This is a genomic window from Eggerthella hominis, assembly GCF_014287365.1.
Classification (GTDB): domain Bacteria; phylum Actinomycetota; class Coriobacteriia; order Coriobacteriales; family Eggerthellaceae; genus Eggerthella; species Eggerthella guodeyinii.
The window spans coordinates 81,838-95,342 of the sequence record NZ_JACOOA010000007.1 but is presented as its reverse complement, the minus strand read 5'-3'; the positions used below and the strand labels follow the sequence as shown (position 1 = coordinate 95,342).

General features: G+C 67.0%; 11 protein-coding genes. 5 read left to right on the top strand and 6 right to left on the bottom strand.

Annotated elements, in window-relative coordinates; genetic code table 11:
• The first annotated feature begins 161 nt into the window (after positions 1-161).
• On the top strand, positions 162-1,322 hold the full coding sequence (locus H8S61_RS14445) for an ammonia-forming cytochrome c nitrite reductase subunit c552 (protein WP_186939463.1): 1,161 nt from the start codon (positions 162-164) through the stop codon (positions 1,320-1,322).
• Positions 1,323-1,372: 50 nt separating this feature from the next.
• Here the strand turns inward: H8S61_RS14445 and pdxR are convergent, their stop codons facing one another.
• From pdxR to H8S61_RS14415, 6 genes are all read right to left on the bottom strand, one after another.
• Positions 1,373-2,791 (bottom strand): MocR-like pyridoxine biosynthesis transcription factor PdxR, encoded by a 1,419-nt coding sequence (gene pdxR / locus H8S61_RS14440; RefSeq protein WP_186939462.1) that lies wholly within the window; start codon positions 2,789-2,791, stop codon positions 1,373-1,375.
• Positions 2,792-2,843: 52 nt separating this feature from the next.
• The gene (locus tag H8S61_RS14435) at positions 2,844-3,893 is read right to left on the bottom strand and encodes an ABC transporter ATP-binding protein (protein WP_186939461.1); all 1,050 of its coding nucleotides are present in this window, start codon (positions 3,891-3,893) and stop codon (positions 2,844-2,846) included.
• Complete coding sequence (locus H8S61_RS17780) at positions 3,890-5,017, bottom strand: ABC transporter ATP-binding protein (protein ID WP_186939460.1); 1,128 nt, start codon at positions 5,015-5,017, stop codon at positions 3,890-3,892. The genes H8S61_RS14435 and H8S61_RS17780 overlap by 4 nt, the downstream gene beginning before the upstream one ends.
• A gap of 4 nt (positions 5,018-5,021) precedes the next feature.
• Positions 5,022-5,954, bottom strand: coding sequence for a nickel transporter permease (nikC, locus tag H8S61_RS14425; protein WP_222617732.1), 933 nt, complete (start codon positions 5,952-5,954; stop codon positions 5,022-5,024).
• A 5-nt stretch (positions 5,955-5,959) separates the two neighbouring features.
• Entirely contained in the window at positions 5,960-6,979 is a 1,020-nt protein-coding gene (locus tag H8S61_RS14420) for an ABC transporter permease (protein WP_186939458.1), read from the bottom strand.
• Positions 6,980-7,238: 259 nt separating this feature from the next.
• Positions 7,239-8,876, bottom strand: coding sequence for an ABC transporter substrate-binding protein (locus tag H8S61_RS14415; RefSeq protein ID WP_186939457.1), 1,638 nt, complete (start codon positions 8,874-8,876; stop codon positions 7,239-7,241).
• Between the two features lie 609 nt (positions 8,877-9,485).
• Between H8S61_RS14415 and H8S61_RS14410 the strand changes: the two genes are divergently transcribed.
• The 4 genes from H8S61_RS14410 (at position 9,486) to H8S61_RS14395 (ending at position 13,500) form a co-directional block, all read left to right on the top strand.
• The gene (locus tag H8S61_RS14410) at positions 9,486-10,871 is read left to right on the top strand and encodes a TrpB-like pyridoxal phosphate-dependent enzyme (protein WP_160943232.1); all 1,386 of its coding nucleotides are present in this window, start codon (positions 9,486-9,488) and stop codon (positions 10,869-10,871) included.
• 170 nt (positions 10,872-11,041) lie between these two features.
• Complete coding sequence (locus tag H8S61_RS14405; protein WP_186939456.1) at positions 11,042-11,410, top strand: SURF2 Surfeit locus protein 2; 369 nt, start codon at positions 11,042-11,044, stop codon at positions 11,408-11,410.
• Positions 11,411-11,447: 37 nt separating this feature from the next.
• Positions 11,448-12,587: a histone-lysine N-methyltransferase gene (locus H8S61_RS14400; protein ID WP_160943234.1), complete on the top strand. Its 1,140-nt coding sequence runs from the start codon at positions 11,448-11,450 to the stop codon at positions 12,585-12,587.
• 271 nt (positions 12,588-12,858) lie between these two features.
• Complete coding sequence (locus tag H8S61_RS14395; RefSeq protein WP_186939455.1) at positions 12,859-13,500, top strand: DAK2 domain-containing protein; 642 nt, start codon at positions 12,859-12,861, stop codon at positions 13,498-13,500.
• The last annotated feature ends 5 nt before the right edge of the window (positions 13,501-13,505 follow it).

Here is a 13,505-nt window from a genome sequence, read left to right as displayed (position 1 = left end):
CTTCCGGCCCCCCGCTGCCCTTTCATCTGTCCCATAAAATATCGCGAATGTGTCCCTAGGTAAAAGACAGTTCGTCGTATATCGTGGTCGGCGAACCCGGGGATCGCGAGCGTGCGGCTCTTCGGGCGACGCATGTCGAAGAGCTGACGAAGGAGGAGAAGATGAAAGGGAGAGCTTCGAGCGCGCGCTGCAAGCTGGGCGGGATCGTCGCGGCCCTGGCCGTGATGGGCGTCCTGACCGCCTGCGCCGCCCAGCCGGCGGCATCGACCGACGCACAGGGGGCGGCGCCGTCCGCCGAGCCGATCGTGGACGCCGCCCATTGGGAGAGCCGGTACCCCGACCAGTACCAAAGCTACCAGGAGGCGGGCCACGCGGCGTACGCTCACGACGGGGCCACCGGGAAGGTGAACGCGCACGTCGACGTCATGAACCCGCCGCCCGACTATCCCGCGCCGTTCATGACGGGATGCCTTTCCTGCCATTCGAGCGCCTACCAGAGCGTGCTGATGGAGGGCCTGGGCGACGACCTGTTCGCCGCCGACGTGGAAACCGTGAAGGACATGATCGACACGGGCATCACGTGCTACTCGTGCCACGAGAACGACCCCGGCAGCCTCACGCCGGTGAACCGATGGGTGCTCGACGCCGCGGAGCAGGGCGGCATCGAGACGAGCGACGGCAACATGGTGTGCGGGCAGTGCCACTCGATGGGCGACTTCTCGAAGCAGTTCTCGGATCCGGACAGCTCGACCTGGTCGCTGCTCCAGGTGGGCCTCGACCCCGACGACGTGTGGGACTACCTCGTCGCCGAGGGCAACGAGACGCCCATCGTCCCCACCGCCGAGGTGGTGTTCAACAACTTCCTGGGAAGCACGCACGACAAGGCGGGCGCGACGTGCGCCGATTGCCACGCGCAGACCGCGGTCGACGAGGCGGGCGCGTCCTACACCAAGCACCAGTGGCAAAGCGTCGGCACCGACGAGGCGCTGTACGAGAACTGCCTGAGCTGCCACAGCGGCTCAGCCGACGATCGCAAGAAGGCCGTGGAAGCGCGCCAGGCGGACTTCTCGGCCGGCATGGCCGACGTCCAGGAGTCGATCGACGCCCTGACCCGGGCGCTCGAGGAGGCGACCCAGGCGGGTTCCGCCGACGCCGATGCGCTCGCCCGCGCCACCACGCTGCTCAACAAGGCTGTGTTCTACCTGGCCTACGGCAGCGATCAGAGCTTGGGATTCCATAACATGGGATACGGCTCGGCCACGGTGGACTGCCATGAAACGGCCCGCGAGGCCGCCGAAGAGGGGCTTGCGCTGCTCGCGTAGCCGCGAACCGGGCGGCGGGTGCGGCTCCTTGCGGGGCCGCACCCGCGCGCTCAGCGGAACCAGGCGTCGCGGAGGCGCTCGATGCCCGGCCGGATGTCCTCCTCCTCGATCTTGGAGTGCCCGAGGATGAACGCGCCCGGCTCGCTGCGCGCCGCATCGCAGTAGAAGCAGTCGACGGGGTAGACGACGACGCCCGCCGCAGCCGCCGCGTCGATGAGCTCGCGGCTGCTGGTGCAACCTTCGAGCTTCGCCCACACGTGCAGCCCGGCGTTCGTCCCCGACAGCTGGAGCGCGCCCTTGAACGCCGCATCGCACGCATCGAGCAGCGCGGCGCGCTTGCGCTTGTTCAGCGTCAGGTAGCGCCGAAGGTGGCGCTCCCAGTGCCCTTGCGCGAGGAAGTGGTACAGCACGCGCTGGTTGAGCCACGATGCGGGGCAGGGGAACACCGCCATGCGCTCGCGGTAGCGCTCCATCAGCCCGGGAGGCAGCACCCAGTAGCTCACGCGCAGGTTCGGCGAGAGCGTCTTCGAGAAGCTGCTCGTGTAGATCACGCGCCCGTCGCCGTCGAGCGCGTGCAGGGAGGGCACGGCCTTCGTCTTGTAGCGGAACTCGCTGTCGTAGTCGTCCTCGACGATGTAGGCGTCGTTCGCCGCCGCCCATTCGAGCAGCTTGATCCTGCTGGCCAGCGGCATCGTGAATCCGGTGGGGAACTGGTGCGACGGCGTGACGTACACGAGCTTCGCCGAGGACCGCTCGAGATCGTCGAAGAAGCGCTGCGGGGACGCCACCGACAAGGGCGCCGTCTCGAAGCGGTTGCCGACGATCGCCGCCCGCGCGACGCTCAGGCAGGGGTCTTCGAAGGCGATGCGGTCGTCGCGCGGCGAGAACAGCTTCAGCAGCCGGTCGAAGCCGTCGGCGATGCCCGATTGCACCACCACCTGCTCGGGGCGGCACGCCACGCTGCGCGAGTCGAACAAGTAGCGAGCCAGCTCGCAACGCAGGTCGTAATCCCCGAAGGGGTTGCAGTAGGTGTTGACGAGCTGCGCTTCGGGGGAGTACAGGACCGCGTTCGCGAGCTTGCGCCACACGTCGACGGGGAAGCTCGCCGGCGCAGGGTTGGCGTAGCAGAAATCGTAGGGGGTGCCGGGGTCGACATAGGGTTGCCCGACGTCCTCGGCCGGCTGCCCCTCGCGCGGGACGAAGGCTTTCCCGGCGGGAGGGACGGCGTCCTTGTCGAAGTCCTCGACGTAGTACCCCGATTTCTCCTTCGAGCGCACGTACCCTTCCGCCAACAGCTGCTGGTAGGCCCGCTCCACGGTGTTGCGCGACACGCACAGCGTCTCGGCCGTCTCGCGGACGGACGGCAGCTTGCGCTTCGCCGGGTACACGTCGTTCAGGATGCGCTCCCTGAGGAAGTCGTACGTCTGGTCGCTCAGCGTTTTCTTCGAAGGCCCGTTGGTAAGCGCCATGGTGCTCCTAGAGAACGCGGCCCCCGAAGGGACCGCGTATCGTCGCTCGTCGTCAGATGACGGCCGTTCCGGGGCCGCCCTCGTCGTAGCGGTGGCAGGCCACGCAGTGGTCGGGCTTGACCTCCACGAGGTCGGGGATGATCTCGTCGCATCCGTCCACCTTCGCGAAGCAGCGGCTGGCGAAGCGGCAGCCGGGCGGCGGGTCGATGGGCGAGGGCACGTCGCCCTCGAGGATGATACGGTCCTTCTTCGTGGCGGGGTCGACCGACGGGATGGCCGACAGCAGCGCTTGGGTGTACGGCGACAGCGGGTCGGCGTACAGCGCCTTCTTGGGGGCGATCTCCATCATCTTGCCCAGGTACATGACGCCCACGCGGTCGGACACGTGCTTCACCACGTTCAGGCCGTGCGCGATGAACAGGTACGTCAGGCCGAACTGCTCCTTGAGCTCGTCCAGCAGGTTCAGCACCTGCGCCTGGATGGACACGTCGAGCGCGCTCACCGGCTCGTCGCACACGATGAGCTTCGGGTTCACGGCCAGGGCGCGCGCGATGCCCACGCGCTGGCGCTGGCCGCCCGAGAACTCGTGGGGGTAGCGGTTGCGCATGTAGTTCGCCAGGCCCACGCGCTCCAGCAGCTCGTTCACGCGATCCTCGACCTGGTCCTTCGGCAGGATGTTGTTCGTGATGATGGGCTCGGCGATGATGTCGCCGATGCGCATGCGCGGGTTGAGCGACGCGTAGGGATCCTGGAAGATCAGCTGGATGTCCTTGCAGTACTGCTTGCGCTCGGCCGGCTTCATGGCCGTCAGCTCCTTGCCGTCGAACGTGATGGTGCCCGAGGTGGGGCGCAAGAGGTTCACCAGCATCTTGCCCACGGTGGTCTTGCCGCAGCCCGATTCGCCGACCAGGCCGAACGCCTCGCCCTTGCGGATCTGGAAGCTCACGTCGTCCACGGCCTGCACGTAGGAGGTCGCGCGTCCGAAGAAGTTCGTGTCGGCGGCGAAGCGCTTCGTGAGGTGTTGGACGTCGAGCAGGATATCCTGCTCGGGGGCGTCCGCCTGCGCGGACGCCCCCGCGTTGCTCGCGGTGTTCTCGCTCATCGGTTCGCCTCCTCTTCCTTCTCCAGCTCTTCGATCTCCGTCTCGCGCAGATCCTCGGCCGCCAGCAGCGCCTCGGCGGTCTCCATCTCGCGCGCCGCCTCGATGTCGGCCAGCGCCTCGGCCTCGCCCTGGGCGATGGCCTCAGCGCTCAACGCGTCGCCGTCGGCGTTCTCGTACAGGAAGCAGCGCACCTTGTGGCCGTCGAGGTCCACCAGGTCCGGCACCTTCGTGCGGCAGATGTCCATGCAGGAATCGCAGCGGTCCGAGAAGTGGCAGCCCGGCGGCATCTCCAACGGGTTCGGCACCATGCCCTTGATCATGTACAGGCGCTTCGCGTCGTCGTCCTCCAAGCGGGGGATGGACTTCAGCAGGCCCAGCGTGTAGGGGTGCATCGGGTGGTCGAACAGCGCGCGCACCTCGGCCTCCTCCACCACCTGGCCGCAGTACATGACCACCACGCGGTCGGCCGTCTCGGACACCACGCCCAGGTCGTGCGTGATCAGCAGCACGGCCATGCCGGTGTCGTCGCGCAGGCGCCGCAGCAGATCGAGGATCTGCGCCTGGATGGTCACGTCGAGGGCCGTGGTGGGCTCGTCGGCGATGAGCAGCTTCGGGTTGCAGGCCAGCGCCATGGCGATCATCACGCGCTGGCGCATGCCGCCCGACATCTGGTGCGGGTAGTCGTTGATGCGGGCCTCGGGCGAGGGGATGCCCACCTTGCGCAGCAGGTCGACGGCGCGGGCCTTCGCCTCGGCCTTCGACACCTTCTCGTGGGTGCGGATGGCCTCGACGATCTGGTTGCCCACGCGGTACACCGGGTTGAGCGACGTCATGGGCTCCTGGAAGATCATCGCCATGTCGTTGCCGCGCAGCTCGCGGTACTGCTTCTCGGACAGGGTGGCGAGGTCCTTGCCCTCGAACTCCATGGAGCCGCCGGCCACGTGGCCCGGTTCGGCCAAGAGGCCCATCACCGACAGGCTGGTGACGGACTTGCCGGAACCCGACTCGCCCACGATGGCCAGGATCTCGCCTGCGTCCACGTCGAAGCTCACGTCTTCGACGGCGCGGACGATGCCCTTCTTGACGGGGAACTCCGTGGAGAGGTTCTTCACCGAAAGAAGCACGGGATCACCTCTTCCTTGCTTTGGGGTCGAGACCGTCGCGCACGCCGTCACCCAGCAGGTTGAACGCGAGCACGGTCAGCGTGATGGCCAGGCCGGGGAAGATCATGAGCCACGGGGCGCGGAACAGCTCGTTGCGGCCGCGGCCGAGCATGTCGCCCCACTCGGCGGCAGGCGGCTGGACGCCGAGGCCCAAGAAGCCGAGGGCGGCCGCGTCGAGGATGGCCGTGGAGATGCCGAGCGTCGCGCGGACGATGATGGACGGCAGCACGTTGGGAAGCACGTGCTTGAACACGATCTTGAAGTTCGAGTCGCCGATGACGCGCGCGGCGGCCACGTAGTCGTTCTCCTTGATGGAGAGGATCTCCGAGCGCACGATGCGCGCGTACTCGGGGATGGCCACGAGGCCGATGGCCACGACGGCCTTCTCGATGCCGGGCCCGAGCGCCGCCATGATGGCGATGGCCAGCAGGATGGAGGGGATGGCCAGCATCATGTCCATGATGCGCATGATGACGGTGTCCCACTTGCCGCCCTTGTAGCCGGCGATGGAGCCGAGGACGACGCCCACCGTCAGCGAGATGGCCACGGCGGCCAGGCCCACGGTCAGCGTGATCTGGGTGCCCACGAGCACGCGGCAGAAGATGTCGCGGCCCTGAATGTCGGTGCCGAACCAGTGCTGCGCCGACGGGGCGAGCAGCGATTCGCTGAGGTTCTGCGCGTAGGGATCGTACGGCAGGATGCCGGGCGCCACCTTGGTGACGATGGCGATGGTGGCGAGGATGAGGATGAAGATGCCGCTGACGAGCGATGCCTTGTTGGACACGATGCCCGCGAGCACGTCCTTCCAGATGCTCTCGTGCTTCTCCTTGGCCGGCTGGCCGTTCAGCAGGGCTGCCTCGCCGGCCGGCTCGGTAGCGAGCACTTTGTTCTTCGCCATGCGGATCACCCCTCTTCCTTCGCGCCGTACTTGATGCGGGGGTCAAGGTAGGCGTAGACGATGTCGACGACGAGGTTCATGACGACGAAGATGACCGCCACCAGCAGCACGATGCCCTGGACGACGGGGAAGTCGCTCTTCAGCACGCAGTCGACGGCGAACTTGCCGATGCCCGGCCACGCGAACACCGTCTCGGTGAGCAGCGCGCCGCCCAGGAGGCTGCCGAACTGCAGGCCGATGACCGTGGACACGGGCAGCATGGCGTTGCGCAGCGCGTGCTTGATGTTCACGGAGCCCTTGGACAGGCCCTTGGCGCGCGCGGTGCGGATGTAGTCGGCGTTGAGCGTCTCGAGCATGCTCGAGCGCGTCATGCGCGTGATGATGGCCATCGAGTACAGCGACAGCGCCAACGTGGGCAGGATGAGGTGGACGAGCACGTCGCCGAGCGCCACCCAATTGCCCTGCACGATGGTGTCGATGATGAAGAATCCGGTTCCTCCCGACGGTTGGAGCAGGGGCGATATCCGGCCGCTCGACGGCAGCCAGTGCAGGATGCCCGAGAACAGCAGGATGAGCAGGATGCCCGACCAGAAGATCGGCATCGACACGCCGATGAGCGCGACGAACATGCTTATGTTGTCCGCAGCCTTGTTCTTCTTGACGGCGGCCAGCACGCCCAACGCCACGCCCACGATGGACGCCACGATGATGGCGCAGATGGCAAGCTCGGCGGTGGCGGGGAAGCGCGCCGCGATCTCGGCCGTGACCGGCTGGTGGGTGTAGTACGAGGTGCCCAGGTTGCCCTGGACGGCGCCGACGATGAAGTTGACGTACTGAAGCCAGATGGGACTGTCCAACCCGTTGTCGGCGCGCCATTGCACCATCGCCTCGGCCGTTGCGTGCTCGCCCAGAACCACCGGAGCCGGGTCCGGGGCCAACACGCGGGTGATGAGGAAGATGATGACGGTCACACCCAGCAAAACGGGAATCACCATGAGGATTCGTTTGAGGATGTATTTGAGCAACTGCTGCTCCTTTCTTAGCTGGACCCGTCCAAGAGGCCGTCTTTACCGCTTGAACAGGAATGAAGCCGGAGGCGATGCCTTCGGCTTCGAGCGCGCGCCAAAACTCGTCTCTGCGCGCAGTCATCGGATCGAAAAAGATCGCATGACAGTGTAGCGCACTTGCTATCGTTTAGCGGCAAGAATGCAACGCCAAACGGTAATGGAACCAAAAAACGGGGCCGTTCGAGATGAACGGCCCCGTCCGAACCCGGTGGGAGCCTTACGCCTCCTTGGACACGCCCTTGAAGAAGGCGACGCCCGTCGGATGGTAGTAGAAGTCCTTGACCTTCGGGTTGATGCCGAGCAGGTTCTTGGAGTGGGAGATGAGCACCCACGGCTGCTTCTCGGCGACCATTTCCTCGCACTTGAGGTAGATGGCGTCGCGCTCGTCGCCATCAGGCGTGGTCAGACCCTCGGCGATGAGCTTCTTGTACTCGTCGTCCTGGAAGTGGGCCACGTTCATGGACCAGTTCGTGTCGGCCAGGAGGTTCATGAAGTTGTCCGGGTCGCCGTTGTCGCCCGTCCAGCCGTAGAAGCAGATGTCGTAGGGATCGGTCTGCACCTTGGTCTTGTAGGTGGTCCAGTCGTACTCGGTGATGCTCACGTCCACGCCCACCTCGGACAGGTAGCCCTGGATCATGTTGGCCAGCTGGCTGCCGCCCTTCTGGTTGTAGGGGCGCGCGGTGGTGTAGGTGATGCACTGCAGCGACGTGATGCCCTTTTCCTGCAGTGTCTTCTTGGCGGCCTCGGGGTCGTACGCCGTCTGCTTGACGTCCTTGGTGTAGGGCGCCATCCAGGTGGGCATGACCGAGTTCGCCACGGTGGCGTAGTCGCCGAAGATGGCCTGCACCATCTCCTCGACGTTGATGGCCTGGGCGACGGCCTTGCGCACGGCCTGATCGGTGCACTGGCCGGTCTCGGTGTTGAACGCCATGTAGTTGATGGTCATGCCGTCCTCGGAGAACAGCTCGAAGCCGTTGCTGGTCACCTGGTCGGCCGACGAGGGGTCGACGCTCGAGATGATGTCGCACTCGCCGTTCATGAGCGAGGTCAGGCGCGTGTTGCCCTCGGCGATGATCTTGAACACGAGGTTCTTGACCTTGGGAGCGTCGCCCCAGTACTCGTCGTTGGCGACGAGCGTGACCGAGGCGCCCTTCGTCCAGTCGACGTACTTGAAGGGGCCGGTGCCGCTGGGCTTGTCGATGGGCTGGCCGGGGGTCGCCGCATCGGCGGCCGTGGGCGATACGATGGGGGACGCCAGCGCCATGGCCAGGTTCTTCACGAACGGGGCGGACGCCGCGCGCATGGTGATCTTGACGGTGGTGGGGTCGACGGCCTCGACGCTCTCCACGCCGTTGCCGGCAGCCTCCTCGCCGAACACGAACGACGCGTAGGGCATGTCGGAGTTGCGGTTGGGCTCGAGCTGGCGCTCGATGGACTTCTTCACGGCCTCGGCGTTGAACTCGGCGCCGTCGTGGAACTTGATGCCCTCGCGCAGCTTGATGGTGTACACCAGGCCGTCGTCGGAGATCTCGGGCAGGTCGGTGGCCAGGCACGGGGCGACCTTCGCGTCCTTCGCGCCGTACTGGTACAGGCCTTCGTAGATGTTGCAGGCGACGACCGCAGACTCGCCGTCGTCGAAGTACGCCGGGTCGAGCGCGCGCGGATCGGCGGTCAGGCTGTACGTGATGGCGTCGGCCGCGCCGCCGCCCGCCGTGTCGCCGCCGGTTGCGGCCGGCGTGCTCGTGTCGCCGCCGCCGCTGCAGCCCGCCATGCTGACCAGGCCGAAGCCCGCAGCCGACACGCCGAGCAGCTCGACGAACTGACGCCTGCTGAATGTGCTCTTGCTTTCTTCCATAGGTCGGTCTCCTTCCCTCGCACCCCGCCTTGTGCGGGGCCCTCCAGCGAGTCGTGCGACTTTGCTGACGCTTTTGCGCATCGTTGCGATGCTAAGCGTATCAGCATACTTTATTGCAATAAAGCGAATTGTGTCGAAAATTTAACATTCGACCGCCGTTTTCCTTCCGCGAGCGCGCCCGAATGGCCCCTGAAAGGTAGGTTCCGCCGAGGGAGGCCCGGCCCTGCGCAGCCGTTTTCGCTGCGTCGACGGCCGTTTTCGCCGTGGAGGGACGGCGAGAACGCCGAAAAAAGGGCTTTGCATCCGACGGGGGGAAGGGCTATACTGGCGGGCGTACCCGGAAACCCGAGCGTGAAAGGCTCACTTTGCGAACTGCCGCCAACATCGTTCTCGCCGACAACGTCCTCGCGACGCCGTCCGTCGGCGCATGGTGGTGGAACAGAACGCATTAATCCCGGGTCCCCTGGCTTCTGTCCACGCATACATACTCATCAGAAGAGCCCTCGGAGATCCGGGGGCTCTTTTCGTGCGTGCCGTGCGTGCGCGAGGCCGATCACGATGATCCGCGGTGGGTAGCCGCGGAACCGACTGCAAGGAAAGGAAACGACCATGACCGAACAAGCACCGCATCGTCTGTACCTGCGCGAAGACCAGATCCCGACGCAGTGGTACAACCTGCGGGCCGACATGCCGGAGAAGCCGGAGCCCATCCGGCTGCCGAACGGCCAGGTCGCGCGGCCCGAGGATCTGGCACCCGTGTTCTGCGACGAGCTCGTGCGCCAGGAGCTCGACGACGACACGGCCTACGTCGACATCCCCGAGCCCGTGCTGGAGATGTACCGCATCTACCGCCCGTCGCCCTTGTGCCGCGCGTACAACCTGGAGAAGGCCCTCGGCACGCCCGCGAAGATATACTACAAGTTCGAGGGCAACAACACGTCGGGCTCGCATAAGCTGAACTCGGCCATCGCCCAGGCGTACTACGCGAAGGCCCAGGACCTCGACGGCATCACCACCGAGACGGGCGCGGGCCAGTGGGGCACGGCGCTGGCCGAGGCGTCGGCCCACTTCGGGCTCGACCTCGACGTGTTCATGGTGAAGTGCTCCTACGAGCAGAAGCCGTTCCGCCGCAACATCATGGAGACGTTCGATGCGCGCGTGACGCCCTCGCCGTCCGACACCACCGAGATCGGCCGCAAGATGCTGGCCGAGCACCCCGACTCCACGGGCTCGCTGGGCACGGCCATCTCCGAGGCGGTGGAGCGCGCGCTCAACATCCCCGGGAACAAGGGCCGCTACACGCTGGGCTCGGTGCTCAACCAGGTGGTGCTGCACCAGTCGGTCATCGGCATGGAGAGCTACGCCGCCTTCGAGGAGCTGGGGGAGTACCCCGACGTCGTCATCGGCTGCGCGGGCGGCGGCTCGAACCTCGGCGGCCTCATCGCGCCGTTCATGCGCGACAAGATCAAGGGCGTCCGTCCCGACACGCGTTTCGTCGCCGTCGAGCCGGCCAGCTGCCCGAGCCTCACGCGCGGGCGCTACGCCTACGACTTCGCCGACACGGGCCGCACCTGCCCGCTCGCGAAGATGTACACGCTGGGCAACGGCTTCCTGCCCAGTCCCGACCACGCCGGCGGCCTGCGCTACCACGGCATGAGCCCCATCGTGTCGAAGCTCAAGCACGACGGCTACCTGGACGCCGTGGCCGTGAAGCAGACCGACGTGTTCGCGGCGGCCGTGGAGTTCGCGCGGCTCGAGACCATCCTGCCGGCCCCCGAGAGCGCCCACGCCATCTTCCAGGCCGTGGAGGAGGCCAAGCGCTGCGCCGAGACGGGCGAGGAGAAGACGATCCTCTTCGGCCTCACGGGCACGGGCTACTTCGACATGAAGGCCTACGACGCGTACAACCGCGGCGAGATGAGCGACCATGTCCCCACCGACGAGGAGCTGGAGGCGGGCTTCGCCAGCATCCCGCACATCGAGGGCGTGCAGTAGGCCGCTCGCGCATTCCCGCTTCGCGCCGCCCCGCCGCAGGTTCCCGCGGCGGGGCGGCGCGTGCGTCGGGGGCGTCGGGGGCGCATGCGCCCAGCTCGATGGATATTATTTGGACGGGGGCATCCGCCTGGATTATCATCTATAATCGCATTGACGTGAAAGGATGCACCGTGGCTGCAGGCGACCCCAAGTTTTCCCACATAACCGTGACGCCCGACGACGAGGACGATGTCGTCATCCAGGCGGGCGCGCGCCCGGCGCGAACCGCGGCCCCGACCGCGGCCCCGACGCCGGTCCCGGCTCCGGTTCCGACGGCACCTGGCGCCGACGACGCCGTCGTCGAGCCCGACGACGCTGCGACCGAGGAGCCCGAGGCTGTCGAGGAGCGGGAGGAGCCGTCCGCCGAAGACGAGGGCTACCAGGGGACGACCCTGGACGACCTCGAGGCCGCTCCCATGCCCATCGCCCAGAAGATCGTGCTCGCGCTCGGCGCGGTGGCCGTGATCGCCGTCGTCGCGTGGTACCTGTTCTTGCGCTAGCCAGCACCTCCGTTCCACCTGTCAGGAAGGCTCTACGATGCCCAAACATGCTCCCAACGTACCCAAAGGCACCCCCTCCGACCGCTCCGACGAGCGCATCGGCCTCACCGAGGCGTTCTCCCCGGTGGGCGACGGGACGGAACCGCCCGCCGACGGTTCCGACGGCCGCATCGGCCTGACCGAGGCGTTCTCCCCGGTGGGCGACGGCGCGCACGCGGGCGGCTTCAGCTACCGCGGCGACAACGAGGACGAGTACCCCGACGCCATCGAGGCCCTCGAGCCGGTGGACGCGCCGCCCCTGCTGTTCGGCGACGAGGCCGTCCCGGTCGAGCCCGAAGAGCCCCAGGGCCGCCACGGCAAGAAGAAGAAGGAAAAGAAGCAGAAGCAGCAGATCCCCGCTTACCAGCGCAAATCCCGCCGCATGCGGCGCGTGCTCATCGCCATCGTCGTGCTGCTCGTCCTGCTGATCGGCGCGCTGGGCTACTTCGCGTGGCAGTGGTTCGAGGAGAGCCAGCTGATCGCCTCGCAGCAGACCCAGGAGCAGCAGAGCTCCCAGGAGGTCGGGTCCATGCAGACCGACGAGACGAAGGACGCCACCACCGCCACCGCCAAGAAGACCGACGTGCCCGACCTGGCCGCCGTGCTCGGCATGACGAAGGACGAGGCCATCACGGCGCTCAAGCACGGCGCCACCGAGACCACCTCGAAGGAAGTGAACGAGGAGGGCAACCCGGTCAAGACGAACGTGACGGTGGCCCTCACCGACGAGCCGGCCGACACGCGCTCCGGAACGCCGACGGTGTACCTCGGCCTGAACGAGGACGGCGCGGTCGTGCAGGCGGGGTATTCCGCTGCCACCGCCTCGCTCGGCTACGGCTCGCTCAGCTTCGTCGACGCGGTGAAGAACGAGCACCTCATCGAGAAGACGCTGCAGGAAGCCGGCGTCGACGTGCCCGAGGGTTCCGCGGAGCTGCCGGCCGACAAGACCGCGTACTCCGAGTACGCGAGCGACGGCACGACGCTCGTCAAGGAGTCGTACTCGTTCTCCGGGACGGTCGACCTGGACGGCGCGGCGCACGAATGGTCGGCGGTGCTGCTGTACAACTACTCCACCGCGAACACGTCCGGCAACCTCGCCGACACCATCCGCATCGTCTACGTCTACATCAACGCGTAAAGTTCGCCCCCTCCACGGAGGGGGCGCTTTTTTCTCATGGCGCGGCGGAGGGTTTGGGATCCGTGCGTCCTTCTCCGCGCCGGTTCGCGCGCCGCGCCCTGCGCGGATCGGCGCGCGGCGCGCGTTCCCGCCCGCCAGCCCCCTTCGCGCCATGAAACCCGCACGTCTCCTGCCGCCGCCCCGAGGGAACGGCGCTTTTCGCCCATTGACCTTCTCGAACGTTGCGGGTAGAGTTGACCGCGAAGCGATAACCGACGAAAGAGGGGCACCTATGATCGATCGGGGCACGTGCAAGACCATGCTGCGCGAGAGCGCGCGACTCATGCTGGAGCATGCCGAGCGCTTAAGCGACATTGACTCCCGGTTCGGCGACGGCGACCACGGCATCACCGTCACGAAGATCGCCAAGCTCGTGAACGAGCGCGTCGAGGCGTGGGACGACGCCTCCATCAAGGACTTCCTCGACGATCTGGGCATGGACGTCATGGCCGTGCGCGGCGGCTCCGCGGGCCCGCTGTACGGCACGCTCATCGGCGGCCTGGGCGCCCAGCTCGGCGACGACGAGAACGAGCTTTCCGCCGACGCCGTGCGCCGCATGTTCGCCGGCTGCCTGGCCGAGATGCAGGATATCACCACGGCGCAGGTGGGCGACAAGACCATGATGGACGCCCTGATCCCCGCCGTGAAGGCCGCGCAGGCGTGCGCCGCCCCGGACGACGGCCCCATCGACGTGCTCATGGCCGCGGCCGAGGCCGCGGAGGAGGGCGCCCGGGCATCCGAGGGCTTCGCTTCCAAGTTCGGCCGCGCGCGCAGCTACGGCGATCGGACCATCGGAACGCCCGATGCGGGAGCCGTGTCCACCTCGCTGTTCTTGCGCGGGCTGGCGAACGGCGCCTCGCTGCCGCGCTCGTAGGGAAC